The organism is Rhodovulum steppense, assembly GCF_004339675.1.
In the GTDB taxonomy this organism is placed as follows: Bacteria; Pseudomonadota; Alphaproteobacteria; order Rhodobacterales; family Rhodobacteraceae; genus Rhodovulum; species Rhodovulum steppense.
In genome coordinates this window covers 1-26,931 of record NZ_SLVM01000035.1, presented here as the reverse complement: position 1 = coordinate 26,931, position 26,931 = coordinate 1, and the positions used below count along the sequence as shown (strand labels likewise).

The 26,931-nt window shown below is 67.7% G+C and carries 27 protein-coding genes; 15 read left to right on the top strand and 12 right to left on the bottom strand.

Going from position 1 to position 26,931, the window contains the following annotated elements; translation table 11 throughout:
* The first annotated feature begins 3 nt into the window (after positions 1 to 3).
* The 9 genes from EV216_RS16660 (at position 4) to EV216_RS16620 (ending at position 10,761) form a co-directional block, all read left to right on the top strand.
* Complete coding sequence (locus EV216_RS16660) at positions 4 to 1,155, top strand: putative manganese transporter (protein ID WP_132696764.1); 1,152 nt, start codon at positions 4 to 6, stop codon at positions 1,153 to 1,155.
* 51 nt (positions 1,156 to 1,206) lie between these two features.
* On the top strand, positions 1,207 to 1,605 hold the full coding sequence (locus EV216_RS16655) for a MerR family transcriptional regulator (protein WP_132696762.1): 399 nt from the start codon (positions 1,207 to 1,209) through the stop codon (positions 1,603 to 1,605).
* A gap of 124 nt (positions 1,606 to 1,729) precedes the next feature.
* Positions 1,730 to 2,125 (top strand): MerR family transcriptional regulator, encoded by a 396-nt coding sequence (locus EV216_RS16650; RefSeq protein WP_132696778.1) that lies wholly within the window; start codon positions 1,730 to 1,732, stop codon positions 2,123 to 2,125.
* Between the two features lie 55 nt (positions 2,126 to 2,180).
* The gene (locus tag EV216_RS16645; RefSeq protein ID WP_132696760.1) at positions 2,181 to 3,959 is read left to right on the top strand and encodes an acyl-CoA dehydrogenase; all 1,779 of its coding nucleotides are present in this window, start codon (positions 2,181 to 2,183) and stop codon (positions 3,957 to 3,959) included.
* Positions 3,960 to 3,981: 22 nt separating this feature from the next.
* The gene (locus EV216_RS16640) at positions 3,982 to 4,194 is read left to right on the top strand and encodes a hypothetical protein (RefSeq protein ID WP_132696758.1); all 213 of its coding nucleotides are present in this window, start codon (positions 3,982 to 3,984) and stop codon (positions 4,192 to 4,194) included.
* Between the two features lie 307 nt (positions 4,195 to 4,501).
* Positions 4,502 to 5,713 (top strand): acetyl-CoA C-acetyltransferase, encoded by a 1,212-nt coding sequence (locus EV216_RS16635; RefSeq protein WP_132696756.1) that lies wholly within the window; start codon positions 4,502 to 4,504, stop codon positions 5,711 to 5,713.
* A gap of 11 nt (positions 5,714 to 5,724) precedes the next feature.
* Complete coding sequence (locus EV216_RS16630) at positions 5,725 to 7,911, top strand: 3-hydroxyacyl-CoA dehydrogenase NAD-binding domain-containing protein (protein WP_132696754.1); 2,187 nt, start codon at positions 5,725 to 5,727, stop codon at positions 7,909 to 7,911.
* 134 nt (positions 7,912 to 8,045) lie between these two features.
* A complete protein-coding gene (locus EV216_RS16625; RefSeq protein ID WP_132696752.1) occupies positions 8,046 to 9,671 on the top strand; it encodes an AMP-binding protein in 1,626 nt (541 codons plus the stop codon).
* 73 nt (positions 9,672 to 9,744) lie between these two features.
* Positions 9,745 to 10,761: a hypothetical protein gene (locus tag EV216_RS16620; RefSeq protein WP_132696750.1), complete on the top strand. Its 1,017-nt coding sequence runs from the start codon at positions 9,745 to 9,747 to the stop codon at positions 10,759 to 10,761.
* A gap of 66 nt (positions 10,762 to 10,827) precedes the next feature.
* Here EV216_RS16620 and EV216_RS16615 read toward each other — a convergent pair whose 3' ends face one another.
* The 6 genes from EV216_RS16615 to EV216_RS16590 form a co-directional block, all read right to left on the bottom strand.
* Complete coding sequence (locus EV216_RS16615; protein WP_132696748.1) at positions 10,828 to 11,313, bottom strand: hypothetical protein; 486 nt, start codon at positions 11,311 to 11,313, stop codon at positions 10,828 to 10,830.
* 66 nt (positions 11,314 to 11,379) lie between these two features.
* Complete coding sequence (gene upp / locus EV216_RS16610) at positions 11,380 to 12,012, bottom strand: uracil phosphoribosyltransferase (protein WP_132696746.1); 633 nt, start codon at positions 12,010 to 12,012, stop codon at positions 11,380 to 11,382.
* Positions 12,005 to 12,997: an adenosine deaminase gene (locus tag EV216_RS16605; RefSeq protein WP_165899305.1), complete on the bottom strand. Its 993-nt coding sequence runs from the start codon at positions 12,995 to 12,997 to the stop codon at positions 12,005 to 12,007. The genes upp and EV216_RS16605 overlap by 8 nt, the downstream gene beginning before the upstream one ends.
* Positions 12,994 to 14,205 (bottom strand): phosphopentomutase, encoded by a 1,212-nt coding sequence (locus EV216_RS18710; RefSeq protein WP_132696742.1) that lies wholly within the window; start codon positions 14,203 to 14,205, stop codon positions 12,994 to 12,996. Before EV216_RS18710 ends, EV216_RS16605 begins: the two co-directional genes overlap by 4 nt.
* On the bottom strand, positions 14,202 to 15,512 hold the full coding sequence (locus EV216_RS16595; RefSeq protein WP_132696740.1) for a thymidine phosphorylase: 1,311 nt from the start codon (positions 15,510 to 15,512) through the stop codon (positions 14,202 to 14,204). Before EV216_RS16595 ends, EV216_RS18710 begins: the two co-directional genes overlap by 4 nt.
* Positions 15,512 to 15,904: a cytidine deaminase gene (locus EV216_RS16590; RefSeq protein WP_132696738.1), complete on the bottom strand. Its 393-nt coding sequence runs from the start codon at positions 15,902 to 15,904 to the stop codon at positions 15,512 to 15,514. Before EV216_RS16590 ends, EV216_RS16595 begins: the two co-directional genes overlap by 1 nt.
* 152 nt (positions 15,905 to 16,056) lie before the next feature.
* Between EV216_RS16590 and prpE the strand changes: the two genes are divergently transcribed.
* From prpE to EV216_RS16575, 3 genes are all read left to right on the top strand, one after another.
* On the top strand, positions 16,057 to 17,952 hold the full coding sequence (gene prpE / locus EV216_RS16585; protein ID WP_132696736.1) for a propionate-CoA ligase PrpE: 1,896 nt from the start codon (positions 16,057 to 16,059) through the stop codon (positions 17,950 to 17,952).
* 206 nt (positions 17,953 to 18,158) lie between these two features.
* Entirely contained in the window at positions 18,159 to 19,682 is a 1,524-nt protein-coding gene (locus tag EV216_RS16580) for a response regulator (RefSeq protein WP_165899304.1), read from the top strand.
* Positions 19,679 to 21,097: a sigma-54-dependent transcriptional regulator gene (locus tag EV216_RS16575; protein ID WP_132696732.1), complete on the top strand. Its 1,419-nt coding sequence runs from the start codon at positions 19,679 to 19,681 to the stop codon at positions 21,095 to 21,097. The genes EV216_RS16580 and EV216_RS16575 overlap by 4 nt, the downstream gene beginning before the upstream one ends.
* A gap of 29 nt (positions 21,098 to 21,126) precedes the next feature.
* On the opposite strand, the gene EV216_RS16570 is transcribed toward EV216_RS16575, so the two are convergent.
* A complete protein-coding gene (locus EV216_RS16570) occupies positions 21,127 to 21,894 on the bottom strand; it encodes an NAD kinase (RefSeq protein WP_132696730.1) in 768 nt (255 codons plus the stop codon).
* A 170-nt stretch (positions 21,895 to 22,064) separates the two neighbouring features.
* Between EV216_RS16570 and glyA the strand changes: the two genes are divergently transcribed.
* Complete coding sequence (glyA, locus tag EV216_RS16565) at positions 22,065 to 23,360, top strand: serine hydroxymethyltransferase (protein ID WP_132696728.1); 1,296 nt, start codon at positions 22,065 to 22,067, stop codon at positions 23,358 to 23,360.
* A gap of 87 nt (positions 23,361 to 23,447) precedes the next feature.
* Here the strand turns inward: glyA and EV216_RS16560 are convergent, their stop codons facing one another.
* Positions 23,448 to 23,666 carry a hypothetical protein gene (locus tag EV216_RS16560; RefSeq protein ID WP_132696726.1) on the bottom strand — a complete coding sequence of 73 codons (219 nt, stop codon included), beginning with the start codon at positions 23,664 to 23,666 and terminating at the stop codon, positions 23,448 to 23,450.
* 170 nt (positions 23,667 to 23,836) lie between these two features.
* On the opposite strand from EV216_RS16560, the gene EV216_RS16555 reads away from it, so the two are divergent.
* Positions 23,837 to 24,631 (top strand): alpha/beta fold hydrolase, encoded by a 795-nt coding sequence (locus EV216_RS16555; protein ID WP_132696724.1) that lies wholly within the window; start codon positions 23,837 to 23,839, stop codon positions 24,629 to 24,631.
* Here EV216_RS16555 and EV216_RS16550 read toward each other — a convergent pair.
* The 3 genes from EV216_RS16550 to EV216_RS16540 all read right to left on the bottom strand — a co-directional run bounded on the left by EV216_RS16550 (position 24,615) and on the right by EV216_RS16540 (position 25,850).
* Positions 24,615 to 25,103 carry a cytochrome b gene (locus EV216_RS16550; protein ID WP_132696722.1) on the bottom strand — a complete coding sequence of 163 codons (489 nt, stop codon included), beginning with the start codon at positions 25,101 to 25,103 and terminating at the stop codon, positions 24,615 to 24,617. The two genes, EV216_RS16555 and EV216_RS16550, sit on opposite strands and share 17 nt — an antisense overlap.
* A gap of 52 nt (positions 25,104 to 25,155) precedes the next feature.
* Positions 25,156 to 25,332 (bottom strand): CTP synthetase, encoded by a 177-nt coding sequence (locus EV216_RS16545; RefSeq protein ID WP_132696720.1) that lies wholly within the window; start codon positions 25,330 to 25,332, stop codon positions 25,156 to 25,158.
* Between the two features lie 83 nt (positions 25,333 to 25,415).
* On the bottom strand, positions 25,416 to 25,850 hold the full coding sequence (locus tag EV216_RS16540; protein WP_132696718.1) for a DsrE family protein: 435 nt from the start codon (positions 25,848 to 25,850) through the stop codon (positions 25,416 to 25,418).
* A gap of 161 nt (positions 25,851 to 26,011) precedes the next feature.
* On the opposite strand from EV216_RS16540, the gene EV216_RS16535 reads away from it, so the two are divergent.
* Positions 26,012 to 26,287: a hypothetical protein gene (locus tag EV216_RS16535; protein ID WP_132696716.1), complete on the top strand. Its 276-nt coding sequence runs from the start codon at positions 26,012 to 26,014 to the stop codon at positions 26,285 to 26,287.
* 15 nt (positions 26,288 to 26,302) lie between these two features.
* Here the strand turns inward: EV216_RS16535 and EV216_RS16530 are convergent, their stop codons facing one another.
* Positions 26,303 to 26,551 carry a hypothetical protein gene (locus tag EV216_RS16530; RefSeq protein WP_132696714.1) on the bottom strand — a complete coding sequence of 83 codons (249 nt, stop codon included), beginning with the start codon at positions 26,549 to 26,551 and terminating at the stop codon, positions 26,303 to 26,305.
* Positions 26,552 to 26,931: the final 380 nt, after the last annotated feature.

Below are 26,931 nucleotides of genomic sequence, written 5' to 3'. Positions count from 1 at the left end.
GACATGGCAACCGGAACCATCCAGGACGGCACGGGGTTGGCGCGGCTCGGCACCGCGTTGCCGGGCGGGTTTCGCACCCGGCGGCTGGCGGTCGCGCTGCTGCTTCTGGCGCTGGCGGTCGCGCCGGGCGAGCTGGGGCGGCTGACCCGCGAATTGATGACCGATGCCTATGTGCAGGTCAGCGTCTTCGTGGCGGCAACGCTCTTGCTGTTCTACGGTTCGGAACGGCTGTTCCGCTTCGACCTGGGCGATGCGCTGCGCAACGCGCGCGGCTGGCAGGTGCCGCTGGCCGCCCTGCTGGGCGCGACGCCCGGTTGCGGCGGCGCGGTGATCGTGGTGGCGGCCTATACCTCGGGCAATGCGCGGATGGGCGCGGTGGTGGCGGCACTGACCGCGACGATGGGCGATGCGGCCTTCCTGCTGCTGGCGACACGGCCCGATGCGGCGGCGGTGATCCTGCCGCTGTCGATGGCCGTGGGCATCCTGACCGGCTGGCTCGTCGACCGGTTCGACCGGTCCCACCTGCCCCGTCTGCAAGGCGCCTCTTGCGAGCTGGCCCCGCGGATCGGACGGCTCAGGCCGCGCGATGTGGCCTATCTGCTGCCCGCCCTGCCCGGCCTTGCCGTGGGCATCGCCCAGCTTGCCCAGATCGAGATTGCAGCGGTGTTCGGTCTGCCCGTCACCGCCATCGCCCTGACCGGCACGGCGCTGGGGCTGTTCATCTGGGCCAGTTCGCCCGTCACCGCGATGACCAATTCGAAGGACGCGCCGCTGACCCGGATGGCCGAGGAAACCAGCTTCATCTCGGTCTGGGTGATCGGCGCCTATCTGGCCTATGATTATGCCGCCAGTTTCGCCGGGCTGGACATCGCCGCCTGGTTCCAGACCGTCGCGCCGCTGTTGCCGCTGATCGCGGTCGTGGTGGGCTTCGTGCCGGGATGCGGGCCGCAGGTGCTGGTGACGGCGCTCTATGTCAACGGCGCCCTGCCCTTTGCCGCGCTGATAGGCAACGCAATTTCGAACGATGGCGACGCGCTGTTTCCCGCCATCGCGATCAACCCGCGCGCCGCCATCCTGGCCACCGCCTATTCCGCGGTCCCGGCGCTGCTGGTCGCCTATGGCTTCCACCTTTTCGCACCCGGTTTCATGAACTAGACTGGCCCGGACCGGAAACGCGCATAACGGAAGACATAAGCGGAAGGGGCGATGTCCGACACCCGTCTGACGTTCAAGCAGATGTGCGCGAAGTTCGATGTGACGCCGCGCACCCTGCGGTATTATGAATATATCGAGCTTCTGAGCCCCGAGAAGGAAGGCCGCACGCGGTTCTACACGCCCCGCGAGGTGGCGCGGATGACGCTGATCCTGCGCGGTCGGCGCTTCGGCTTCAGCCTCGAGGAAATCCGCCAATGGTTGCTGATCTACGATGAAGAGGGCAGCCGGGCGCAGCTTGAGCGCACCGTCGAACTGGCCGACCGCCAACTCGTGGCGCTGAGCGCGCAACGCGAGGAACTGGAGCGCTCGATTGCCGAGCTGCGGGCGCTGCATGACGAGGTTTCGACCGTTCTCGCGCGACAGGACGCCAAGCCACGTCACGACGACTAGGAAGAGTCAATCGGGCGCCGTGACGCAGCGTTACGCTTACGTCAACGTCAATCCGGCTTGTAACGGATCACGCCCCCCTGCATTTCCTTTCCAGGGGTGGCCGAAACAGGTTGAAATGGATGCGATGATCGACGAATTGCTCACGATCCGCCAAATGTGCGAGGCATTTTCGGTTACGCCACGCACTCTGCGCTTCTACGAGACCAAGGAATTGCTGGACCCGATCCGCGAGGGTCAGCGGCGGCTTTACACCCGCCGCGACCGCGGTCGGCTGACCCTGATCCTGCGCGGCAAGCGGTTCGGTTTCAGCCTCGAACAGATCCGCCAGCTTCTGGCGCTTTACGACGAGGAGCAGGGCCACGAGGCCCAGCACCGCGAAGCCTATGCGATCGGGCGCGAACGACTGGCCGACATGCAGCGCCAGCGCGCCGAACTGGACGAGGCCATCGCCGAACTGCAGCACCAGCTTGCCCTGTGCGAAGAAAAGCTGGCCGAATTCGAGAGGGACGCACGCCGCTAGGCGCATCGCCGGACAGGTCCGCCCCGCAGAAGGGCGGCGTTCAAGGGAGAGACAGATGCCGACCTATACCCCGCCGACCGACGAGATGCAGTTCCTGCTGCATGACGTTCTGGACATCGGCAATGCCGGGATCCCCGGCTATGACGAGCTTGACCGCGACTTCACCGCCGCCGTCCTGGACGAGGCGGGCAGGATCGCGGCCGAGGTGCTGGCCCCCCTGAACGCCACGGGCGATGCCGAGGGGTGCACGCTGGACAACGGCGCGGTGCGCACGCCCGCGGGCTTTCGCGAGGCCTATGGCCAGATCGCCGCGGGCGGCTGGATCGGGCTGGACGCCGATCCGGCCTATGGCGGGCAGGGCATGCCCTATCTGCTGAACACCGCGGTCGGCGAGATGTTCGTCTCGGCCAACATGGCGATGAACATGTATTGGGGCCTGACACATGGCGCGATGTCGGCGATCCATGTGCACGGGTCCGAGGCGCAGAAGGCGCTGTATCTGCCGAAGATGATCGAAGGCATCTGGTCGGGCACGATGAACCTGACCGAACCGCATTGCGGCACCGATCTGGGTCTCATCAGGACCCGCGCCGAGCCGCAGCCGGACGGTACTTACAGGATCACCGGCACCAAGATCTGGATCTCGGCGGGCGAACACGACCTGACCGAGAACATCGTCCATCTGGTGCTGGCGAAGATCCCCGGCGGCCCCGAGGGGACCAAGGGCATTTCGCTGTTCATCGTGCCGAAATTCCTGCCCGACGCGGATGGCAATCCGGGCCCGCGCAACGCGCTGGAATGCGTCGGGCTGGAACACAAGATGGGCATTCACGCCAACGCCACCTGCGTGATGAGCTACGAGGGCGCGACCGGCTTCCTCGTGGGCGAGGAACACAAGGGCATGCGGGCGATGTTCACCATGATGAACGAGGCTCGCCTGGGCGTCGGGCTTCAGGGCTATGCGCAAGGCGTCGTGGCCTATCAGAACGCGCTGGCCTGGGCCAGGGAACGGCTTCAGGGCCGCGCGCTGGGGGCGCCTGCCAACCCGGACGGACCGGCCGACCCGATCATGGTCCACCCCGATGTGCGCCGCAACCTGATGCACCAGAAAAGCCTTGTCGAAGGGGCGCGGGCCTTCACCTTCTGGGGGGCGCAACTGATCGACCGGGCGCATCGCGGCCACGACGACAGGGCCGAGGCGCTGATCTCGCTGCTGACCCCGGTCATCAAGGGCTTCCTGACCGACAAGGGGTTCGAGACCACGGTTCTGGCGCAGCAGACGCTGGGCGGCACCGGGTTCACCCGCGCCGCGGGGCTGGAACAATTCGTGCGCGATGCGCGGATCACCATGATCTACGAAGGCACCAACGGCATCCAGTCGCTGGATCTGGTGGGCCGCAAGCTGCCGCAGGATGGCGGCCGCGCGATGCGCGATTTCTTCGAGATCGTGAAAGGCTTCATCCGCGAAAACGAGGGCGATGCCGAACTGAAATCGGGCTTTCTCGACCCGCTCAAGACGGCGTCGAAGGATTTGCAGGCGGCGACGATGTATTTCGTCGAACAGGGGATGAAGAATCCCGCCGATGCGCTGGCGGGCAGCTATGATTTCATGCACCTGTTCGGCCATGTCTGCCTGGGCCTGATGTGGGCGCGGATCGCGCGTGCCGCGCGCGCGGGGCTGGCGGCGGGGACGGGCGATGCGGCCTTCCTGACGGCCAGGATCGCGACCGGGCGCTATTACATGGCCCGCCAGCTGCCCGCGACGGGACTGCATCTGGCGCGGATCACCTCGGGCGCCGAAACGGTGATGGCGCTGGACCCCGACGCCTTCTAGCCGCCTGAAAGGGAGGACAGCGATGCCCAGACGCCTGCGCCTGACCCGCCGCTTTCCGGTTGCCATGTCCGAGGACGCCTATCGCCGGTTGCGCCGCTTTGCCCAGGACGCGGGCCTCGACGAGGGCGAGGCGCTGTCCTTCCTGTTCGAGCATTTCGACAGCGTGACTGATTCCGAGGTGCTGACCCACCGGCTGCGGCTGTTCAATGCCGAGCTTGAGGAGCGCAAGCGATGAACCCCGGAGGTCGCGCAGGATGGCGCGGGCAGCGTCGTGGGTATTTTCGCCAAGAAGAAGACAGGGCGGCTTCCCCCCGCCCGAACGGCACCCCCGGTCGATACCGGGGTGGAGGCGCCGGGCGGGGGGGCTTCTCCTTGGGCGGTCATCGGCTCCCCAGCCTGTACCGCGAGTCGCAGACTGGCGCGTTAACGTTAACGGTCGGTTACGGCGCGCGACCGGCTGTTTCTTCTTGGCGAAAATACCCCTGCAACGCTGCCGCCGGGCGCAGCGCCAACCGTTTCTTCCCGACTGCGAGGACACAGAAATGACCGATGCCTATATCTACGACGCGATCCGCACCCCGCGCGGCAAGGGGCGTCAGGATGGCAGCCTGCACGAGGTCACGGCGCTGCGGCTGTCGGCACAGGTGCTCGATGCGCTGGCCGAGCGCAACGGGCTGACCGGCCACGCGGTCGAGGACGTGATCTGGGGCAATGTTACCCAGGTGGGCGAGCAGGGCGGCTGCCTTGCCCGCAGCGCGGTTCTGGCCTCGCGGCTGGACGAACGCATACCCGGCCTGTCGATCAACCGCTTCTGCGCCTCGGGACTCGAGGCGGTGAACTTGGCGGCCAATCAGGTGCAGGCCGGTGCAGGCGCGGGCTATATCGCGGGCGGGGTCGAGATGATGAGCCGCGTCGCCATGGGCAGCGACGGGGCGGCCATCGCCGTCGATCCGGGCCTTGCGATGAAGGCCCATTTCGTGCCGCAGGGCATTTCGGCCGATATCATCGCCACCCGATACGGCTTCACCCGCGATCAGGCTGACGCTCTGGCCGTGGAAAGCCAGCGCCGCGCCGCGCAGTCCTGGGCCGAGGGGCGGTTCGCGCGCTCTATCCTGCCGGTCCGGGATGTGAACGGCCTGACGATCCTCGATCGCGACGAGCATCTGCGCCCCGAGACCGACATGCAGAGCCTGGGCGCGCTGAAACCTGCCTTTCGCGAGATCGGCGAAACGATGCCGGGCTTCGATCAGGTGGCGCTGATGAAATACCCCGATCTTGAACGGATCGAGCATATCCACCACGCAGGAAATTCCTCGGGTATCGTCGATGGTGCCGCAGGTATCCTGATCGGCAGCGCCGAGTTCGGGCAAGCGAATGGCCTTAAACCAAGGGCAAAAATCCTGGCAACGGCCAAGATCGGCACCGATCCGACGATCATGCTGACCGGTCCAGTGCCCGTGACCGAGAAGATCCTGGCCGATGCGAAGATGCAGATTTCCGACATTGACCTGTTCGAGGTGAACGAGGCTTTCGCCGCTGTCGTCCTGCGCTTCATCCAGGCTTTCGAGGTCGATCCCGAGCGGGTCAATCCCTGCGGCGGGGCGATCGCGATGGGCCATCCGCTGGGGGCGACGGGGGCGATCATCCTGGGCACGCTGCTCGACGAGCTGGAGCGCACCGACAAGGCGACCGGGCTGGCGACGCTGTGTGTGGCCAGCGGCATGGGCGCCGCGACGATCATCGAACGGGTCTGAGGGAGGAAAGAATGGCCGAATTTCATTACGCGGTGGATGCGGACGGCGTTGCCACCATCACCTGGGACGTGCCCGGACGCAGCATGAACGTGATGAGCCTTCAGGGCTTTCAGGAACTCGACGCCCATATCGACGCGGCGCTGGCGGATATGACGGTGAAGGGTGTCGTCATCACCAGCGCCAAGAAGGATTTCGCGGGCGGGATGGATCTGAACGTCATCGCCCGCATGCGCGACGAGGCGGGCGACGACCCGGCGCGGGGGCTGTTCGAGGGCGTGATGGCGATGCATGCCGTCTTGCGCAAGATCGAGCGCGCCGGCATGGACGAGCGCAACAAGGGCGGCAAGCCCATTGCCGCCGCGCTGCCGGGCACCGCGCTGGGGATCGGGCTGGAACTGCCGCTGGCCTGCCACCGCATCTTTGCCGCCGACAACCCGAAGGCGAAGATCGGGTTGCCCGAGATCATGGTCGGCATCTTCCCCGGGGCGGGGGGCACAACGCGGCTGGTGCGCAAGCTGGGCGCGATGGCGGCGGCCCCCTTCCTGCTGGAGGGCAAGCTGAGCGACCCGAAAAAGGCCAAGGCCGCGGGGCTGATCGACGAGGTGGTGGAGGACCCGGTGGCGGCGGCGAAGGCCTGGGTTCTGTCGGCCCCGTCCATCGTGAAACCCTGGGACGAGAAGGGCTACAAGATGCCCGGCGGCGCGCCCTACAGTCCTTCGGGCTTCATGACCTTCGTGGGCGCCAGCGCGATGGTGAACGGCAAGACCAAGGGGGTCTATCCGGCCGCCAAGGCGCTGCTGAATGCGGTCTACGAGGGCGCGCTGGTGCCCTTCGACACCGCGCTGCGGATCGAGGCGCGCTGGTTCACGCATGTGCTGATGAACCCGTCCTCGGGCGCGATGATCCGCTCGCTCTTCATCAACAAGGAGGCGCTGGAAAAGGGCGCGGTGCGGCCCGCCGACATCCCTGACCAGAGCGTGAGGAAGCTGGGCGTGATCGGCGCGGGCATGATGGGGGCGGGCATTGCGCTGGTAGCTGCGCAGGCGGGCATCGAGGTGGTGCTGGTCGACCAGTCGCAAGAGGCCGCCGACAAGGGTCGCGCCTATACCGAATCCTACATGGACAAGGGCATCGCGCGCGGCAAGGCGACCCCCGACAAGAAGGCCGAGACCCTGGGGCGGATCACCGCGACCACCGATTATTCGTCGCTTTCCGGCGCGGATCTGGTGATCGAGGCGGTGTTCGAGGATCCGGGCATCAAGGCCGAGGTGACGAAACGGGTGCAGGCGGCGGTAGACGGGACTTGCACGATTGCAACAAATACCTCGACCCTGCCGATCGGCGATCTGGCGCGTGCCGCCGACCGGCCGGTCGATTTCATCGGCATCCATTTCTTCAGCCCGGTCGAGAAGATGGCACTGGTCGAGATCATCAAGGGGCGCGAAACCGGCGACCGCGCCGTGGCCAAGGCGCTGGATTTCGTGCGCCAGATCCGCAAGACGCCCATCGTGGTGAACGATGCCCGCTTCTTCTACGCCAATCGCTGCATCATCCCCTATATCAACGAGGGCATCCGGATGGTCGGCGAGGGCATCGCGCCTGCGCTGGTCGAGAATGCGGCGAAACTGGTGGGGATGCCGCTGGGGCCGCTGCAACTGGTGGACGAGACCTCGATTGACCTTGGCGTCAAGATCGCCAGGGCGACCCGCGCCGCGATGGGCGCGGCCTATCCGGACGGCGCGGTAGATGATGTGCTGTTCTGGCTGGCCGATCAGGGTCGGCTGGGGCGCAAGGCGGGAGCCGGATTCTATACCTATGATGCGGCGGGCAAGAGGACGGGGCTGTGGGAGGGACTCGACCATTACCCGCGCGCCGCGGATCAGCCGGAATTGTCCGAGGTGCAGCACCGGCTGCTTTTCGCGCAGGTGCTGGAGGCGGTGCGCGCATTGGAGGAGGGCGTTCTGACGGATATCCGCGAGGGCGATGTGGGCGCGATCCTGGGCTGGGGCTTCGCGCCCTGGTCGGGCGGGCCGTTCTCCTGGCTGGACATGATCGGGGCGGGCCGCGCGGTCGCGATCTGCGACGATCTGGCCGCGCGCCATGGACCCCGCTTTGCCCCGCCCGACCTGCTGCGGGAAATCGCCGCGCGGGACGACAGCTTCTACGGCAGCTTCGGACAATCGGCGCGGGCCGCCTGACGCCCGCCGCCGCATCGGTCCCGGCCCCTCCCTCCAGCCACAGGAGGGGGGCCGGGCTGAGGAACGCCCCTTTTCAAAGCCCGGCTCCGGGGCCAAACTCCGCCCGACCATCGCAATCAGGGAGGAAGGAAACCATGGGCTGGCTGTCCGACGAAACGGGTCTGGAGAAATGCGCGGCGAATTTCGTGCCGCTGACGCCGCTCTCCTTCCTCGACCGCGCCGTGCAGGTCTGGCCCGACCGCGAGGCGCTGATCTATGGCGCCCGCCGCTACACCTACCGGCAGTATCACGACCGCATCACGCGGCTGGCGTCGGCCCTTGCCGCGATGGGGGTCAGGCCGGGCGATGTGGTGGCGACGCTCCTGCCCAACGTTCCCGCCCAGGCCGAGGCGCATTTCGGCGTGCCGGCCTGCGGGGCGGTGCTGAACACGATCAACATCCGGCTCGATGCCAATACGGTCAGCTACATCCTGGACCATGGCGGGGCCAAGGTGCTGCTGTGCGATCCGCAATTCATCCCGCTGGCCGCCGCCGCCATCGAGGACATGGAGGGCGAACCGCCCGTCATCATCGAGGTGGCCGACGATGCCGCGGGCGTGCATGCGATCGGCGACTATCCCGAATACGAGGATATCCTGGCCAAGGCCGATCCCGATTTCGACTGGATCCTGCCGCAGGACGAGTGGGAAAGCCTCGCGCTGAACTACACCTCGGGCACCACAGGGCGGCCCAAGGGTGTCGTCTATCACCACCGCGGCGCCTATCTGAACGCGATGGGGCAGGTGATTTCCTGGCGCATGGTGCTTTACCCGAAATACCTGACCATCGTGCCGCTGTTCCATTGCAACGGCTGGTGCCACACCTGGATGATGCCGCTGATCGGCGGGACGGTCGTGTGCTGCCGCGACATCACCGCCAAGGCGATCTTCGACGCCATCGCCGACGAGGGCGTGACCCATTTCGGCGGCGCGCCAATCGTGCTGAACATGATCGTGAATGCCCGGGACGAGGACCGGCGCGACTTCGGCCATGTCGTCGAGGTGTTCACCGCGGGCGCGCCCCCTGCCCCGGTCACGCTGGCCCGGATCGAGCCGATGGGCTTCAACATCACCCATGTCTACGGGCTGACGGAAACCTACGGGCCCGCGACCGAGTGCACTTGGGACGCGAAATGGGACCACCTGCAGGGCGACGACCGCGCCGCGGTCAAGGCACGCCAGGGCGTGGCGATGCCCTTCATGGAGCCGGTGCAGGTCTGGGACGAAAAGCACCAGCCGGTGCAGATGGACGGGCAGACCCAGGGCGAGATCGTGTTCCGCGGCAATGGCGTGATGAAGGGCTATCTGAAGAACCCGCGCGCCACGCGCGAGGCGTTCCAGGGCGGCTATTTCCACTCGGGCGACCTGGCGATGCACCATCCCGACAGCTATCTGCAGATCGCCGACCGCGCCAAGGACATCATCATCTCGGGCGGCGAGAATGTCAGCTCGGTCGAGGTCGAGGGCGTGCTGATGCGCCATCCCGATGTCCTGCTTTGCGCGGTGGTGGCCAAACCGGACGAGAAATGGGGCGAGGTGCCCTGCGCCTTTGTCGAACTGAAGGACGGCCACAGTGTCGACGAGGCCACGCTGATCGCCTTTGCCCGCGACCAGCTTGCCGGGTTCAAGACGCCCAAACGGATCGTGTTCCGCGAATTGCCCAAGACCTCGACCGGAAAGATCCAGAAGTTCGAGCTGCGCAAGCTGGCGACAGGGTTGTGAGATTGTCGCCAGCGCCGGACCCGGCTATCTGTGGCTGCAGGTTCAGGCAACGGACAGGCACGGTCGGCCGCCCATGACGGCGCTCAAGCGGTATCAACGGCTGGAAAGCCCCGGGATCTGGCGCGAACATGCCGGGGCGCAGCGGCGCAACGTGATCCTGTCCTTTGGCGACGCCTCGCTCGTGGTCTCCGATACCGCCGATCGGGTGCTGACCCACTGGTCGCTGGCCGCGCTCGACCGGCTGAACCCGGGCGAGACGCCCGCGCTTTACGCGCCCGACACCGACAGCGACGAGACGCTGGAGGTGGACGAACCGCTGATGATAGAGGCGCTGGAAACGGTGCGGGCGGCGGTGACGCGGAACCGGCCGCATCCCGGTCGGCTGCGGTTGACGATCTTCGCCGCCATCGCCGCCGGGATCGTGGGACTGGGCACCTTCTGGCTGCCGGGGGCGCTGGTGCGGCACACGGTCTCGGTGGTGCCGCCACAGGTCCGCGCCGAGATCGGGCGCGACCTGCTGGACCGGGTCACCCGTGTCGCGGGCCAGCCCTGCGCCCGGCCGGGCGGGGCGCGTGCGCTCGACCGGCTGGCCGAGCGGCTCTTGCCCGGCAGCGGCGCCCGGGTCGTCGTGCTGCCCTCGGGGATGCCGCGGGCGGCGCATCTGCCGGGCCGCGTGATCCTGCTCAACCGCGCGCTGGTCGAGGACCATGACGATCCCGCCGCGGTCGCGGGCTTCATCCTGGCCGAATCCGCCCGCGCCGCGCGCGCCGATCCGCTGGCCGTGCTGCTGAAGGAGGCGGGCGTTCTGGCAACCTTCCGCCTGCTGACCAGCGGCCACCTGCCCGAACGCGCCATGGAACGCCATGCCCGCACCATCCTGACCGCGCCGCCCCTGCCGCTGCCCGACGACGCGCTGATCGACCGGTTTGCCCGCGCGAATGTGCCGTCCGGCCCCTATGCCTATGCGCTCGACATCTCGGGCGAGCGGGTGCTGGGCCTGATCGAGGCGGATCCGATGCGCGGCAAGCTGGCGCCGCCACTGATCTCGGATGGCGACTGGGTGCAGCTTCAGGCGATCTGCGGCGGCTGAGGCATCCCCGGAAAGTGAAACGCCCCGTCCGGGGACGGGGCGTTCCGGTTTTACTGCTCGATCGTCTTACTTGCGATATTCGAGGTCGTGAAAGCCTGCATGCGCCAGTCTTGCTTCGGCCCGGGACAGCGCCCCGGGGTCGTCGAAGGGACCGGCATAGATCACCTCGACGGGCCGCCCGCCGCGCCGACCGATGCCCCGGCTGACCGGAAGGCCCATGTCCCGAAGCAGGCGGACGGTCGGTCGCGCCGCCTCGGACGTGTCATAGATGCCCAGACACAGGAAACGCGGCGCCGTGGGCGGGGCCAGCCGCATCGGTACCTGGTCGGTCCAGACGCCCGCCATCTGCGCATCGCCCTGCGCCGTGCGCGGCCCGCGATGGGGATTCAGCCGGTCGTCCTGCCAGACCGCGCGATAGCCGGACGGAACCCGGACCGGAACGGACCGGGGCGTTGCCTCGAACACCCCGGCGCCCTTGGCCAGAGCCGGCAAGGATGACGCGCCCAGTCCCGCAATCGCGAGGAAGATGCAGAGCCCGGCGCGACGTCCCATGTCATAACTCCACAAGATATGGGTTAACCATGACAGATCAACCACAACGTGTAAAGGGGATTCCGCTCATCTGGTGCCGAACATCCGGTCGCCCGCATCCCCTAGACCGGGAACGATATATCCGTGCTCGTTCAGGCATTCGTCCACCGCCGCCGTGACGATGGGCACATCCGGATGCGCCTGCCCCATCCGCGCCACGCCCTCGGGCGCGGCCAGCAGGCACATGAAGCGGATATTGTTCGCCCCCGACGCCTTGAGCAGATCGACCGCCGCGGCCGAGGAATTGCCGGTGGCCAGCATCGGGTCCAGCACGATCACCAGCCGGTCTTTCAGATCGGTCGGCACCTTGTAGTAGTATTGCACCGGCTGAAGCGTCTTCTCGTCGCGGTACAGCCCGACATAGCCCACCCGCGCCGAGGGCACCAGTTCCAGCACCCCGTCCAGCAGCCCGTTGCCCGCCCGCAGGATCGAGACCAGCGCCAGCTTCTTGCCCGCCAGAACCGGGGCGTCCATCTCGCAAAGCGGCGTCTCGATGCGGCGGGTCGTCATCTCCAGTTCGCGGGTGATCTCGTAGGCCAGCAACTGGCTGATCTCGCGCAGAAGCTGGCGGAAGACGGCGGTGGGCGTGTCCTTGTCGCGCATCAGCGTCAGCTTGTGCTGCACCAGCGGGTGTTTGACGACGGTCAGATGCTCATACATCGGCGGGCTCCAGTTTCTTGGCGATCGCGGCGCGGGTGTCAGCGTCGCAGAAGGCGGCGTCCAGCGCCACCCGGTTGATCTGTGCGAAAACGTCCTCGTCCCAGCCGAAGGCATCGGCAAGCCGGTCATATTCGCGGGTCATGCTGGTGCGGAAGAAGGGCGGATCATCGGTCGAGACGGTCAGCTTGACCCCCGCCTTGCGCAGTCGCTCGATCGGGTGCGACCGCCAGTCGGGGTAGAGCCCCAGCGCGATGTTCGACCCCGGGCAGATTTCCAGCACGATGCCGGTTTCGACCAGATGCTCGACCAGCGCGGGATCCTCGATGGCGCGCACGCCATGGCCGATGCGGTCCACCCGCAGATCGGACAGCGCGTCCCGCACCGATTGCGGCCCGCCCCATTCGCCCGCATGCGCCGTCAGCCCCAGCCCCGCCTCGCGCGCCATGTCGAAGGCCCAGGCGAAATCGCGCGGCCGACCCACGGTCTCGTCGCCCGCAATGCCGAAGCCCACGACGAACCGGCCTGCGGTTTCGGCGGCGCACAGGGCGGTCTGGCGGGCCTTGTCGGGGTCGAAATGGCGGATGCAGGTGACGATGGCGCGCAGCGTGATGCCATGTGCGGCCTCGGCTGCGGCGGCCGCTTCCTCGATGGCATGCAGATATTCGCGCCAGGCCGTCAGGTCGCGGCCGCCGCAGAAATCGGGCGATAGGAAGGTTTCCAGGTAGACCACGCCCTGCGCGGCCGCCTGTTCCAGAACGGCCGCGGTCAGCCGGGCATAATCGCCGGGGCCTTGCAGCACCGAGGTCGCGGCTTCGTAGATGTCGAGAAACTGGGGGAAATCCCGGCAGAAATAGCCGCCATCAGGACCGAAGATACCCGAAATGTCGACATGCCGGGCACGCGCCATGTCGCGGATCAGCGCGGGCGGTGCGGCCCCTTCCAGGTGGTGATGCAGTTCGATCCTGGGCAGGGCGGTCAGGCTCACAGGAAACTCCGTCCCGGCCCTTGCGCGGGCACGTCCAGATGCGCGGCGATGCTGGCCGCGACATCGGCAAAGGCGACAAGCCCGACCGCGCGGGGGCCAAGCCCCGCGCCCAGCACCGGCACCCGTTCGCGGGTGTGGTCGGTGCCGGGCCAGGTCGGGTCGTTGCCATGGTCGGCGGTGATCAGGATCAGGTCGCCCGGCCGCATCCGGTCGAACACGCGCGGAAGCTGCGCATCGAACCATTCCAGCGCGCGGGCATAGCCCGCAACGTCCCGCCTGTGGCCATAAAGGCTGTCGAACTCGACGAAATTGGCGAATGTCAGGCTGCCCTCGGGGGCCTCGTCCATCAGCGCGACCCAATGCTCCATCAGGTCGGCATCGCTGCCCTTGCGCAGTTCGTCGATGCCGCGCATGGAAAAGATGTCGCCGATCTTGCCGATGGCCTGCACCCGCCGCCCCGCCCCCTGCACCCAGTCGCAGAGCGTGGGCGCGGGCGGCGCGATGGCGTAGTCGTGGCGGTTCTGCGTGCGGGCGAAGCCGGTTTCGGGGCTGCCGACAAAGGGGCGCGCGATCACCCGCCCCACCCGCATCGCATGCAGGCGGGGCGCGATCGCCTCGCAAAGCCGCAACAGTCGGTCAAGCCCGAAGGCCTGTTCATGGGCGGCGATCTGGAACACGCTGTCGGCCGAGGTGTAGAGGATCGGCCAGCCGGTCCGAAGATGTTCCTCGCCCAGCTGCGCAATGATCTCGGTGCCCGAGGCGTGGCAATTGCCCAGCGTGCCGTCCGTCCCGGCCAGGCTGCGGGTCTCGGCCAGCAGGGCTTCGGGGAAGGCGGGCAGCTCGCGCGGGAAATAATGCCAGTCCCAGGGCACCGGCACGCCCGCCAGTTCCCAATGCCCCGACGGCGTGTCCTTGCCGGGCGAGGTTTCGGTTGCTGCACCCCACAACCCCTGCGGCGCGGCGCCCAGCCCCGGCGCGGCTTCGCCGCTGGCCAGCCGGATCGCGGCACCAAGGCCCAGATTGTCGAGATTGTGCAAGTTCAACAGGCCAGTTCGGCCGTTTTCGGCGGCGCCTGCGGCACAGGCATGTGCGATATGTGCAAGCGTGTTCGCGCCTGTATCCGGCATGCCATCGCTGAAAAAGGCGCCCGCATCGGGCGCGCCGCCGCAGCCCACGGAATCGATCACGACCAGAAAGGCGCGTGTCACCGCATTATCCTCTGATGCACCAGCGGCGGGATCTCGGGCACGCTGTCGCCCAGCCGGAAGGCCGCCAGAACCGCCGCGGCCGCCGCCTCGGCGTCCTCCTCGCAGGAGGCATGCACCAGCGCCAGTGGCTGCCCCGCGCCGATATCCTCGCCCAGCCCGGCGATCTCGGACAGCCCGACCGAGGGGTTGATCCGGTCGCCCTCGCGCCGCCGCCCGCCGCCCAGCGCGACGACCGCCAGCCCCAGCGCCTCGCCGTCGATGGCCTGCACGATGCCGCCCTCGTCATCCACCACTTCCTGAATCACCGGGGCCGCGGGCAGCCGGTCGGGCCAGCGTTCGACGAAATCCAGCGGCCCGCCGAGTTCGGCGACCATCTCGCCGAATTTCAGCGCGGCCTCGCCCGATTCCAGCGCCTGCGCGATCCGCCGCGCGCCATCGGCAGCGTCGTCCGCCAGCCCGCCCAGCGCCAGAACCTCGCCGCCCAGCGCACAGGTGATGTCCCACAGCGCTGGCGTGACGCCGGTCCCGGTCAGCGTCTCCATCACCTCGATGATTTCCAGCGCATTGCCCGCCGCGCCGACCAGCGGCTGCGACATGTCGGTGATCAGCGCCGTGGTCATGCAGCCCGCGCCCTGCGCCGTCTCGACCAGCGCGCGGGCCAGGTCCTCGGCCTCGTCCAGGGTCTTCATGAAGGCGCCCGAGCCGACCTCGACGTCGAGCACCAGCGCCTCAAGCCCCGCGGCCAGTTTCTTGGACAGGATCGAGGCGGTAATCAGGTCGATGCTTTCCACCGTGGCAGACACGTCGCGCACCGCGTAAAGCCGCCGGTCGGCAGGTGCGATATCGGCCGAGGCGCCGACAATGGCGCAGCCGATCTCGGCGGTGATCGACTTCAGTTGCGAAATGCCGATCTGCGTGCGGTAGCCGGGGATCGCCTCCAGCTTGTCCAGCGTGCCGCCCGTGTGCCCCAGCCCGCGGCCCGAGATCATCGGCACATAGGCCCCGCAGGCCGCCAGCGCAGGCGCAAGGACCAGCGACACGCAATCGCCGATCCCGCCCGAGGAATGCTTGTCCAGGACGGGGCCGGGCAGATCCCAGTCCAGCACCTTGCCGCTGTCGCGCATCGCGCGTGTCAGCCCCACCCGCTCGGGCGTGGTCAGACCGTTCAGCAGCACCGCCATCGCGAAGGCGCCCGCCTGCGCATCGGTGACGCCCCCGCTGGCGAGCCCCCGGGCGAACCAGCCCAGTTCGTCTGCGGACAGCGGCGCGCCGTCGCGTGCCTTGGCGATGATGCCGCGCGCGTCCATCAGCGCCGACCCATCTGGGCGACCGAGAAGGCACCGGGCAGCAATTCGCCCACGCTCATCACGAGCGTCTCTCCCGCCAGCGTGGCCATGGTCACGGGCACGTCCGGCGCGGCGAATTCGGCCAGTTTCTGGCGACAACCGCCGCAAGGGGTGACGGGGGCGGGGCCGTCCGCGATCACCGCGACCTCCACGATCTCGCGACAGCCCGCGGCCACCATTGCCGCGATCGCGCCCGCCTCGGCGCATGTGCCCTCGGGCGAGGCGATGTTCTCCACGTTGCAGCCCGCATAGATCGCCCCGTCGGCCCCGCGGATCGCCGCGCCCACCTTGAATCGCGAATAGGGGGCGTGGGCGTTTTCGCGCACCGCGCGGGCAGCGGATATCAACGGCATCGGGCTCTCCTTCGCCGCCAATCTGCGGCGGCCCCGCCGGGGATGCAAGAGCACATCCCCGCCCCGCGGCCGGGACTGCGCGGGTTTGGATCTTGCGCAGCCACGCCTGCCTGCGTAACAGAATTTCGCACACCAAAGGAGGGACAGCGATCATGGGCTATGCCGCGCTTTACGAGGGCTGGAAGAGCGATCCGGAAGGCTTCTGGATGCAGGCCGCCGAGGCCATCGACTGGGTGAAGAAGCCCAGCAAGGCGCTGTTCGACGAGAACGCCCCGACCTATGAATGGTTCGTGGATGGCATGGTCAACACCTGCTGGAACGCGGTCGACCGGCATGTGGAAAACGGCCGCGGCGACCAGGTGGCGATCATCTATGACAGCCCCGTGACCGGCACGCGGAAGTCGATCTCCTATGTCATGCTGCGCAACCGCGTCGCCCAACTGGCCGGAGCCCTGCGCGCCAAGGGCGTGGAAAAGGGCGACCGGGTCATCATCTACATGCCGATGATTCCCGAGGCGCTGGAGGCGATGCTGGCCTGTTCCCGCCTGGGTGCGATCCATTCCGTGGTCTTCGGCGGGTTCGCCGCGCATGAACTCGCCGTGCGGATCGACGACGCGAAACCGAAATGCATCATCGCCGCCAGTTGCGGGATCGAGCCGGGCCGCATCGTGCATTACAAGCCCCTTCTGGATGGCGCGCTGGAACAGTCCACCCACCAGCCCGATTTCTGCGTGATCTTCCAGCGAGAGCAGGAAGTGGCGCAACTGAAAGAGGGGCGCGACGTCAACTGGCACGGCTTCCAGTATGGCGTGCAGCCTGCCGAATGCGTGCCGGTCGAGGGCAACCACCCAGCCTATATCCTTTACACCTCGGGCACCACGGGCCAGCCCAAGGGCGTCGTGCGGCCGACCGCCGGGCATCTGGTGGCGCTGAACTGGACGATGAAGAACATCTACAATGTCGAGCCGGGCGAGGTGTTCTGGGCGGCTTCGGACGTGGGCTGGGTCGTGGGCCACAGCTATATCTGCTATGCGCCGCTGATCCACGGCAACACCACCGTCGTCTTCGAGGGCAAGCCGATCGGCACGCCGGACGCGGGCACGTTCTGGCGGGTGATCTCGGAACACAAGGTCAAGAGCTTCTTCACCGCGCCGACCGCCTTCCGCGCGATCAAGCGGTCGGACCCGAATGGCGAATTCGTCAACAAGTACGACCTGACCGGGTTGCGCGCGCTGTTCCTGGCGGGCGAACGCGCCGATCCCGACACGATCAAATGGGCCCAGCGCATGCTGGGCGTGCCGGTGATCGACCATTGGTGGCAGACCGAAACCGGCTGGGCCATCGCGGGCAACCCGCTGGGCATCGAGAAACTTCCCGTGAAGATCGGCAGCCCCTCGGTCGCGATGCCGGGCTATGACGTGCATGTGCTGGACGAGGGCGGGCACGAGGTCGCGCCGGGCACGCTGGGCGCCATCGCGATCAAGCTGCCCTTGCCCCCCGGCACGCTGCCGACGCTGTGGAACGCGCCCGAGCGGTTCCACAAATCCTATCTCAGCCATTTCCCCGGCTATTACGAAACCGGCGATGCGGGCTACAAGGACGAGGACGGCTATCTCTACATCATGGCGCGCACCGACGATGTCATCAACGTGGCCGGGCACCGCCTGTCCACCGGCGCGATGGAGGAGGTGCTGGCCAGCCATCCCGATGTCGCCGAATGCGCGGTGATCGGCGTGGCGGACGAGTTGAAGGGGCAATTGCCGCTGGGCTTCCTGTGCCTGACCTCGGGCGTGACCCGTGACCATGGCGAGATCGTCAAGGAATGCGTCAAGCTGGTGCGCGACCAGATCGGCCCGGTAGCGGCCTTCAAGCTGGCCGTGGTGGTGGACCGTCTGCCCAAGACCCGCTCGGGCAAGATCCTGCGCGGGACGATGTGCAAGATCGCCGATGGGCAGGAATTCAAGATGCCCGCCACCATCGACGACCCCGCGATCCTGGACGAGATCGCCGTGGCGCTGCGCGCCCTGGGCTATCCCCAGGCCGCCTGAACCGCCCGCCTGCCCCGTGCCGACGATGCGTCCGTCGGCACGGGGCGCGGGAAAGGGTGGCCACCGACCTGACCTTATATACAGGTTGGTCCGAGTCGCCGGGCTGGCTAGAGTGACGCAATGCAACCTTTACGAGTGCCGCCATGGTTAGCCTCCTGGGTCCGGATGCAGCGGCTGCGGTGACCGACATGCCACAACCACCGCCGGTGACCGGACCGGGACCGCGTGGGGATGGTGACGCGCAATCCCCGCGCAACCGCGCTGCCATGCTGGGCCACGACATGCGCGCCGCGATCGCGGATATCCTCGGCGGGCTTGCGCTTGCCGACCTTTCCTCGCTTGATCCCGAATCCCGACTGCAACTCCAGCGTGTCCAGAGTTCGGCCGAGCAGTTGGTGCGCCTGACCGATGAAACCCTCGCGCTGGTCACCGGGGACGACCTGCCACGCGCCGATCGACCGGTCCAGACCAGTCTCGGCCCGTTCCTCGACCGGATAGCGGCGCGCTGGCTGGCCCATGCCGACGCCCGCGGGCTGGGCTTCCGGCTCGACCGGGCCGACGACCTGCCCGCCGAGATCGGCACCGACCCCGCCGCGCTGGAGCGCATCCTGTCGAACATGATCGGCAATGCGGTGAAATACAGCCCCGCCGGAGAGGTACATCTGCGCGTGCATCTGGGTCCGCAGGAGTCGCTGTGCCTGCGGGTACGCGACACCGGCCCCGGCTTTTCCGAGGCGGCGATGGCGCGGCTTTTCGATTTTGCCGGCCGACCCGAGGACAGCGGCCAGCCCGGCACCGGGCTGGGGCTGCATATCGTGCGCGAGCTTGCGCAACGCATCCGCGCCCAGATTCAGGTGGCGAACGGTGCCGAGGGCGGGGCCGAAGTTTCGCTGATCCTGCCGCGCCGGTCCTGGGCGCCGGGGGTCGAGGTGCCGTCGGCGGCGGCGGACCTGCCGGACCTGGCCGGTCGCAGCGTGCTGGTCGCCGAGGACAACCCCACCAACCGGCTTCTGGTGCAACAGATGCTGGAAACGCTCGGCGCCGAGATCACGCTGGTCGAGGATGGCGAGGAAGCGGCCGAGGCGCTGGCCGACCGCCGCTTCGATCTGGTGCTGGTCGATATCGAGATGCCGCGCCTGTCGGGGATCGACGTGATCCGCCGGTTGCGCGCGGCCGAGGGCTGCGGCCCCGCCTCGCCGGTTCTGGCGATCACCGCCTTCGTGCTGTCGGCGAACCGCGACCAGATCTATGACGCGGGCGCCGACGGGATCCTTGCCAAACCGATCCTCAGCCTCGACGCCTTCGGCGAGGCCATCGCCCGCGTGCTGATGAAGCGCCCCACCTCTGGGGACGGCGCAGAGACGGGCGCGCCCTTCGACCGGCTCCATCTCGACCGGCTGCTGGCGCTGGCCGGCCCCGAGGACGGGCGCGAATTGCTGCGCCGGATGCGCGAGGATTTCGGCACGGTCGAGCGCGGTCTGGACGAGGGGCGCGCGCGGGACGACCTTGCCCTGATCCGGACGCGGACCCATGTGCTGATCTCGCTGGCCGGTGCGGTCGGCAACGTGATTCTGCAGGCCGAGGCCGAGGCGCTGAACGCGGCGGCCCGAAGCCATGACCGGGCGACGGTCGCAAGGCTTCTGCCCATGGTGCTGCACGGCGTCGCTAGGCTGCGCGCAGCGCTCGGCGGCGAGCTAGATGCCCGCTTCGCGATGGAGGCCGCCGGATGACGCCGCCCTTGCTGCTGATCGAGGACACGCCCTCGCTGCAGATGGTCTACGAATCCGTGCTCCGCGGGGCGGGGCATGCGGTGGTCTCGGCGCCGACGGCAGCCGAGGGGCTGGAACGGTTCCGCGAATTGCACCCCGCGGTCGTGCTGCTGGACCTGATGCTGCCCGACCGGCCCGGTCAGGCAGTGCTGCAGGACATCCTCGCCGCCGCGCCCGAGACGCGGGTGATCGTCATCACCGCCAATGGTTCGATCAACCGCGCGGTCGAGGCGATGCGCGCGGGCGCCTATGAATTCCTGCTCAAGCCCTTCAACGAACAGCGCTTCCTGCATGCGGTCGAAACGGCGCTGGCCGAGCGGTCGGCCAATGGCGTCCACCGCCCGCCAGCCCCGCGTCCGGGCGATGGCGCGACCGCCGAGTTCGTGGGCCGTTCGCCCCAGATGCAGGCGGTCTATGCCCGCATCGCCTCGGTCGCGCGCTCGATGGCGACGGTGTTCATCACCGGCGAAAGCGGCACCGGCAAGGAGATCTGCGCCCAGGCGGTGCATGCCGCCTCGTCCCGCGCGAACGGTCCCTTCGTGCCGCTGAACTGCGCCGCGATCCCGCGCGACCTGCTGGAATCCGAGGTCTTCGGCCATCTCAAGGGCGCCTTCACCGGCGCGCTGGCCGACAAGCCGGGCGCCGCCGCCGTGGCCGATGGCGGCACGCTGTTTCTCGACGAGATCTGCGAGATGGATGCGGCGTTGCAGACCAAGCTCTTGCGCTTCCTGCAAACCTCGATGATCCAGCCGATCGGCGCGGCCCATCCCCGCAAGGTCAATGTGCGGATCGTCTGCGCCACGAATCGCGACCCGCTGGACGAGGTTCACCGTGGCCGCTTTCGCGAAGATCTGTACTACCGGCTGCATGTGGTTCCGATCCATCTGCCCCCGCTGCGCGACCGCGGCGAGGATGTGATCGAGATCGCCCAGGCGGCACTGGCGCGGTTCTCGGCCGAGGAGGGGCGGCGCTTCACCGGACTCGCACCCGAGGTCGCTACGCTGTTCCGTCGTCTGCCCTGGCCCGGAAATGTGCGCCAGTTGCTGAACGTGCTGCGCCATGCGGTCGTGCTGCATGACGGCCCCGAGGTCACGCTGGACATGCTGCCCGTTGCGCTGCTCCAGGACCGGGATCGCCCGGTCGGCGCGCCGACCGGGACGGCGGCGCCGGACAAACGCGACCCGCTGGCCGTGGGCGACCTGATCGGGCGCACGCTCGCCGAGATCGAGCAGATCGTCATCGAGGAAACGATTGCCCGCGAAGGCGGCTCGCTGCCGCGGGCGGCGCGGGTGCTCGATGTCTCGCCCTCGACCCTCTATCGCAAGCGCGAGGCCTGGGGCCGCAAGGATGACGAGGTCGGCAGCCAGGGCTACTGATTGCCGGTCCCGCGCCCCGGCGCCCGGCCTCAGAGAAACTGCTCGCGGATCAGCCGTTCTTCCAGCCCGTGGCCCGGATCGAACAGGATCCGATGCGAGATGGCGGGTTCCGAACGGATCTCGACCGCCGTCACCACCCCCGCCCCCCGGCTGTCGCCCTCGGCCATCACCGGCCGCTTTTCCGGTTCCAGCACCTCGATCCGCACCCGCGCCGTCTTGGGCAGCAACGCGCCGCGCCAGCGCCGCGGACGGAACGGCGCGACCGCGGTCAGCGCCAGCACATCCGAGCCGATTGGCAGGATCGGGCCATGGGCGGAATAGTTGTAGGCGGTCGAGCCCGCGGGCGTCGCCACCAGCGCGCCGTCGCAGACCAGTTCCTCCAGCCTCAGCTTGCCATCCACCACGATGCGCAGCTTGGCCGCCTGCGGCCCCGCACGCAGCAGGCTGACCTCGTTGATCGCCAGCGCCTCGACCAGACTGCCATCGGGCCGCGTCGCCAGCATCCGCAGCGGATGGATGACCTCCTCTTCCGCGGCGGCCAGCCGTTCGATCAGCCCCGCCTCGCGATAGGCGTTCATCAGAAAGCCGATGGTGCCGCAATTCATGCCATAGACCGGCGCGGGCAGGTCCTGCGTGGCGTGCAGCGTCTGCAACATGAATCCGTCGCCGCCCAGCGCCACGATCACTTCGGCTTCATCGGCAGGCACATGGCCATAGCGCGCCACCAGCGCGTCCAGCGCACCCTCGGCGCGGGCCGTCTCGCTGGCCAGAAAGGCGATCTTCGGTGCTGGCGCCATCTCTCGACCGCCCTTTCGCAACGCTGCCGTGCGGTAATCGCCCAGTGGGGTGCGAATGGCAAGACCGACGAAAGGACCGGCCCGGCCGCGCCATTTGTGACTTTCTTGGCGGCACGGGTTCGGCTAGAACCTCTGCCACGCCGCCACGGGCCGCAGAGGGAGACGCCAGGATGAATGCACCGCACCAGAACGACGGCTTTTTCACCGAGACGCTTGCCAGCCGCGACCCCGAGATCGCCCATGCCATCGGGCTGGAACTCGGCCGCCAGCGCGACGAGATCGAGCTGATCGCCTCGGAAAACATCGTCAGCCGCGCCGTGCTCGAAGCGCAGGGCTCGGTGATGACCAACAAATATGCCGAGGGCTATCCCGGGCGGCGCTATTACGGCGGCTGCCAGTTCGTCGACATCGCCGAAAGCCTCGCGATCGAGCGCGCCTGCAAGCTGTTCGACGTGGCCTTCGCCAACGTGCAGCCGAACTCGGGGTCGCAGGCCAACCAGGGCGTCTTCACCGCGCTGCTGAAACCCGGCGACACGATCCTGGGCATGAGCCTTGACGCGGGTGGCCACCTGACCCATGGCGCCGCGCCCAACCAGTCGGGCAAGTGGTTCAACGCCGTGCAATACGGCGTGCGCCAATCCGACCTCTTGCCCGATTACGACCAGATCGAGGCGCTGGCGAAAGAGCACAAGCCGCAGATGATCATCGCCGGCGGCTCGGCGATCCCGCGCATCCTCGATTTTGCCCGCTTCCGCGAGATCGCGGACATGGTGGGGGCCTATCTGCTGGTCGACATGGCCCATTTCGCGGGACTGGTCGCGGCGGGCCTCTACCCCTCGCCCTTCCCGCATGCCCATGTCGCGACCACGACAACGCACAAGACCCTGCGCGGGCCGCGCGGCGGCATGATCCTGACCAATGACGAGGCACTGGCCAAGAAGTTCAACTCGGCGATCTTCCCGGGCATCCAGGGCGGGCCCCTGATGCATGTGATCGCGGGCAAGGCGGTCGCCTTCGGCGAGGCGCTGGAACCCGGCTTCAAGACCTACCAGGAACAGGTCATCAAGAACGCCAAGGCGATGGGCGCCGCGCTGATGGACGGCGGGCTCGACCTCGTCACCGGCGGCACCGACAGCCATGTGCTGCTGGTCGACCTACGGCCCAAGGGCGTCAAGGGCAACGCCACCGAAAAGGCGCTGGGCCGCGCCCATATCACCTGCAACAAGAACGGCATCCCGTTCGACACGGAAAAGCCCACGATCACCAGCGGCATCCGCCTCGGCTCGCCCGCCGGCACGACGCGGGGCTTCGGCGAGCAGGAATTCGCCCAGATCGGCCGCTGGATCACCGAGGTGGTGGACGGCCTCGCCGCCAATGGCGAAGAGGGCAATGCCGCGGCCGAGGACAAGGTCAAGGCCGAGGTGGCCGAGCTTTGCGCCCGCTTCCCGCTTTACCCGGGGCTTTGACGAGGCCGGGGGCGGGAGACCGCCCCTAGCCTCTATGCCAGTTTAGCGAGAGGTTGGCGTACTGGACTCGGTTGAGAAAAATCGCCGTTAGTTTATTGCAACCGAGACCAAGGTTACAACGGCGGCAACTCCAGCGCCGATAAGGGCACTGACAACCGCGGTCTTCATCTGGTCACGCCTCGCTATCTTGAATTTTAAGAGGTCAATTTCTCTTTGATGTTGTGTTGAAGCCTCAGGGTCGCCAAACCCACCTCCGTCGCCAACGGATCGAACCAGTTCCTCAAGTTCTTTCTCAAGTTTTTTCATCGTTGAGCCTACGAAAAAATGGTTTCTTGGCAGCGTAACAGGGTACCAAGGGAATGTCATATTAGTCTCGCTTTCACACAAGCACGATGCCGTCCGCGTTATTCGAGAGTACCGGCCGAGCTTCCCATACCCCTCTGGCCCCGTCCGCCGCACTGGGTTATTCAGCCACCATGCTAGCGACCCAGATCCACGGCACACCCACCGACGCGCCGCCTCTGCTGATCGCGCATGGCCTGTTCGGCTCGGCGCGGAACTGGGGGGTGATCGCGAAGCGGCTGTCGGACAGTCGTCAGGTGATCGCCGTCGACATGCGCAACCATGGCGACAGCCCCTGGGCGTCCGGCCACCGCTATGCCGATCTCGCCGCCGATCTGGCCGAGGTGATCGCCGTCCATGGCGGGCGGGCGGATGTTCTGGGCCATTCGATGGGCGGCAAGGCGGCGATGGTGCTGGCGCTGACCCGGCCTGCGCTGGTCAACCGGCTGGTGGTGGCCGATATCGCGCCGGTTGCCTATGGCCACAGCCAGAACCACCTGATCGCGGCAATGCGGGGGTTGGATCTGGCGGCGTTGACGCATCGTGGCCAGGCCGATACCGCGCTGGTCGCGCAGATCTCCGATCCAGGCGTCCGCGCCTTCCTGCTGCAATCGCTCGACCTCAAGGCCCGGCCGCCCGTCTGGCGGTTGAACCTCGACGTGCTGGAGGCCGAGATGGACCGGATCACCGGATGGCCCGAGGAGATCGCAGGCCGATTCGACGGCCCCGCCCTGTTCCTGTCCGGCGCGACCTCCGACTATGTCCGCCCCGAACATCGCGACCGGATCAAGGCGCTGTTCCCCACCGCCCGCTTCGCCAGGATCCCCGGCGCGGGCCATTGGCTGCATGCCGAGAAGCCGCGCGAATTCGAGGCGGCGGTCCGCGCCTTTCTCGACGCCCAGATGACGGGGCCTAGTCGACCGGCTTGACCATCCGGGTCATGGTGCCGTCCTTCCTGACGAAATGCGCCACCAGCGCCGCGACCACATGCAGCACGATCAGCACGAACAGCGCCACCCGCAGGACCGAATGCACCCCGCCCGCCCAGGCCGCGCCCTGCGACCAGGCGACCATCCCCGAGATCGGCAACAGCAGCATCAGCAGGTAGAACAGCCCATGGGTCACCCGCGCCACCATCACCTGCGCGGGCGAATGGCCCGGGGCGGGCGCGGGCACCCCATGCAGGAAGCGCAGCCCGATCCGCCAGAAGGCCAGCAGCAGGATCGCAAGCCCCGCGACGATATGGACCGTGACGCCCAGGGTGAAGTTCTGCACCCCCGTTTCCAGCAGATCGCCGAACGCGCTGGACATCCCCCCGTTGAACAGGAACTGCACCGCGACAAGACCCACAACCGCCCAATGCAGGCGGATCTGCATGCGCGAATAGCCCGAAGCCGACATGCCTAGCCCTCCGATGATCGAACCGAGATCCGACCGCCGGACCGCCCGGCAGTCAGTAGATGGCCTGCGCCACCTTCCACGAGACGGGCAGCGCGAGAACGAACCCCACCGCCGCGGCGGCGAGGATCGGAACCGTGGTGCCGTATCCCGCCACCAGGACGGCGACGATGCCGATCCCCATCAGGGTAGCCGAAATGAGCAGGAACAGGACTGCGGCGAGCCGAAGCATGCGGGGCCTCCCGGTCTGGAATTGAACCAGTCCCAAGCAAAGCCCGCCTGCCCCGACCCGACCTTGATCCAGCGCAATCCGCGTCAGAATGACCAGATGCGCGTGGTCCGATCCAGCAGGGCCTCGGCCATGGCGGGCGGTTCGGCCACGCCCACGCCCTTGATCAGCGCCGAGGCGTCGGCGCCCTTGCCGGGCAGGTAGATCGCGCAGACCTCGACCGTCGCGCCCTTTTCGATCGCCGCCTTCAGCAGGCCCTGCGGGCTGGCGCCGCGCGGCGGTTGCGGGGCGGTCGCGGTCTCGGGCGCCTCGGCAAGCGCGATGTCGCCGCCCGGACCGCACAGCAGGATGCGCGTCGGCACGCCGCGGTCGATGGCCTGGTTGGTCAGCACCATGCTCATCAGCTGGGTCTGCGCGTCGCCATCGGTGACGACCGCCACCAGCGACGCCGCATCCTCGGCCATGGCGGCACTGGCGGTCATCATGAGCGCGACGGCGGTCGCCTTGAACGTCCTGGTCATCGGGATCTCCCTCCGGTTGGATCGGTTTCGATGCCCGCAGCCTAGCCCATCCTCCCCGGCCGTTATGTGACTTGTGCACAAAGCCGCGCCGGGCGGGCGGATTGGCAAGCGTCCGGCGCCGCTGCCGTGCTATGATGGCGCGACCGGAGGGAGGGGGCGCCATGATCACGCTGGACGATATCGAGGATTTCACCGACCTGACCCGCGAGGAAATCGCGGCCATCGCCGAGCATGAGCATATCCCCGAGGCGGATGCCACCTTGTTGGCGGATTACCTGATGCACGCCCATCATGGGCCGCAGAAGGTGCTGGCGATGATCAGCGAGGATATCCGCGCGGCGCTGCATGGGAGTGACCTGGACCATGCGCGGGCGCTTTATGCGGTGCTGCACCGTTTCGTCGCGGATCACCCGGACGCGGTGCGGGGGGCGGAGTAGCGCCCCCCGTCGGTCTCAGACTTCCGGCGCGTTGGGGCCGGGAAAGCCGCCCAGGCGCGGGCGGTCGGCCTGCCAGAACGGATCGTTCTCCTTGATCCGGCGCGAGACGATGAAGGCCGCGGGCCAGGCCAGCACGCAGCCGATCCCCGCGCCGATGGCGACCGCGGTCCAGCTGTAGAAGCCCAGCGAAAACAGGATGATGACGATGAAACCGGTGATGACGGCCCCGGTGACGGGGGTAAGCATGATGCTCAGTCGATCCATGGTGACTTCCCTCGGTGTTGTGGGTTGCGGGAGGGATACGCGCGACAGGATGTCGCGGATCACCCGGGCGGGATAACAGGAGCGTGAGGGGCGCAGGGCGCACTCCCGGACGGTCCGGGGATGGCGCGGCGGTGGGTTGGCACCCACCCTACGCCGGGCGCCGAGGGTCGAGCGATGCGCAGAGGGCAGCGCCCGGCCCGAGGGGTGGGCGAGAAGCGCCCGCCCCGTGGGGGCGGGTCGGGCGCTGCCCGGCGTGAACGCCGGGCGGGAGGGGGGTGAACGATCTTAGGCTCCAGACCCATTGATTTCAGGTCTTTGGCGTGATTCAGGCTCCGCGAGGAGACCTGATCTATGAGCAATCTTTACTGGCTGACCGAGGC

What these genes read in the sequence shown, in the direction of transcription:
- EV216_RS16660 (WP_132696764.1), top strand. Translation starts at nt 4, where the DNA reads ATGGCAACCGGAACCATCCAGGACGGCACGGGGTTGGCGCGGCTCGGC.
- EV216_RS16655 (WP_132696762.1), top strand. Translation starts at nt 1,207, where the DNA reads ATGTCCGACACCCGTCTGACGTTCAAGCAGATGTGCGCGAAGTTCGAT.
- EV216_RS16650 (WP_132696778.1), top strand. Translation starts at nt 1,730, where the DNA reads ATGATCGACGAATTGCTCACGATCCGCCAAATGTGCGAGGCATTTTCG.
- EV216_RS16645 (WP_132696760.1), top strand. Translation starts at nt 2,181, where the DNA reads ATGCCGACCTATACCCCGCCGACCGACGAGATGCAGTTCCTGCTGCAT.
- EV216_RS16640 (WP_132696758.1), top strand. Translation starts at nt 3,982, where the DNA reads ATGCCCAGACGCCTGCGCCTGACCCGCCGCTTTCCGGTTGCCATGTCC.
- EV216_RS16635 (WP_132696756.1), top strand. Translation starts at nt 4,502, where the DNA reads ATGACCGATGCCTATATCTACGACGCGATCCGCACCCCGCGCGGCAAG.
- EV216_RS16630 (WP_132696754.1), top strand. Translation starts at nt 5,725, where the DNA reads ATGGCCGAATTTCATTACGCGGTGGATGCGGACGGCGTTGCCACCATC.
- EV216_RS16625 (WP_132696752.1), top strand. Translation starts at nt 8,046, where the DNA reads ATGGGCTGGCTGTCCGACGAAACGGGTCTGGAGAAATGCGCGGCGAAT.
- EV216_RS16620 (WP_132696750.1), top strand. Translation starts at nt 9,745, where the DNA reads ATGACGGCGCTCAAGCGGTATCAACGGCTGGAAAGCCCCGGGATCTGG.
- EV216_RS16615 (WP_132696748.1), bottom strand. Translation starts at nt 11,313, where the DNA reads ATGGGACGTCGCGCCGGGCTCTGCATCTTCCTCGCGATTGCGGGACTG.
- upp (WP_132696746.1), bottom strand. Translation starts at nt 12,012, where the DNA reads ATGTATGAGCATCTGACCGTCGTCAAACACCCGCTGGTGCAGCACAAG.
- EV216_RS16595 (WP_132696740.1), bottom strand. Translation starts at nt 15,512, where the DNA reads ATGGACGCGCGCGGCATCATCGCCAAGGCACGCGACGGCGCGCCGCTG.
- EV216_RS16590 (WP_132696738.1), bottom strand. Translation starts at nt 15,904, where the DNA reads ATGCCGTTGATATCCGCTGCCCGCGCGGTGCGCGAAAACGCCCACGCC.
- prpE (WP_132696736.1), top strand. Translation starts at nt 16,057, where the DNA reads ATGGGCTATGCCGCGCTTTACGAGGGCTGGAAGAGCGATCCGGAAGGC.
- EV216_RS16575 (WP_132696732.1), top strand. Translation starts at nt 19,679, where the DNA reads ATGACGCCGCCCTTGCTGCTGATCGAGGACACGCCCTCGCTGCAGATG.
- EV216_RS16570 (WP_132696730.1), bottom strand. Translation starts at nt 21,894, where the DNA reads ATGGCGCCAGCACCGAAGATCGCCTTTCTGGCCAGCGAGACGGCCCGC.
- glyA (WP_132696728.1), top strand. Translation starts at nt 22,065, where the DNA reads ATGAATGCACCGCACCAGAACGACGGCTTTTTCACCGAGACGCTTGCC.
- EV216_RS16560 (WP_132696726.1), bottom strand. Translation starts at nt 23,666, where the DNA reads ATGAAAAAACTTGAGAAAGAACTTGAGGAACTGGTTCGATCCGTTGGC.
- EV216_RS16555 (WP_132696724.1), top strand. Translation starts at nt 23,837, where the DNA reads ATGCTAGCGACCCAGATCCACGGCACACCCACCGACGCGCCGCCTCTG.
- EV216_RS16550 (WP_132696722.1), bottom strand. Translation starts at nt 25,103, where the DNA reads ATGTCGGCTTCGGGCTATTCGCGCATGCAGATCCGCCTGCATTGGGCG.
- EV216_RS16545 (WP_132696720.1), bottom strand. Translation starts at nt 25,332, where the DNA reads ATGCTTCGGCTCGCCGCAGTCCTGTTCCTGCTCATTTCGGCTACCCTG.
- EV216_RS16540 (WP_132696718.1), bottom strand. Translation starts at nt 25,850, where the DNA reads ATGACCAGGACGTTCAAGGCGACCGCCGTCGCGCTCATGATGACCGCC.
- EV216_RS16535 (WP_132696716.1), top strand. Translation starts at nt 26,012, where the DNA reads ATGATCACGCTGGACGATATCGAGGATTTCACCGACCTGACCCGCGAG.
- EV216_RS16530 (WP_132696714.1), bottom strand. Translation starts at nt 26,551, where the DNA reads ATGGATCGACTGAGCATCATGCTTACCCCCGTCACCGGGGCCGTCATC.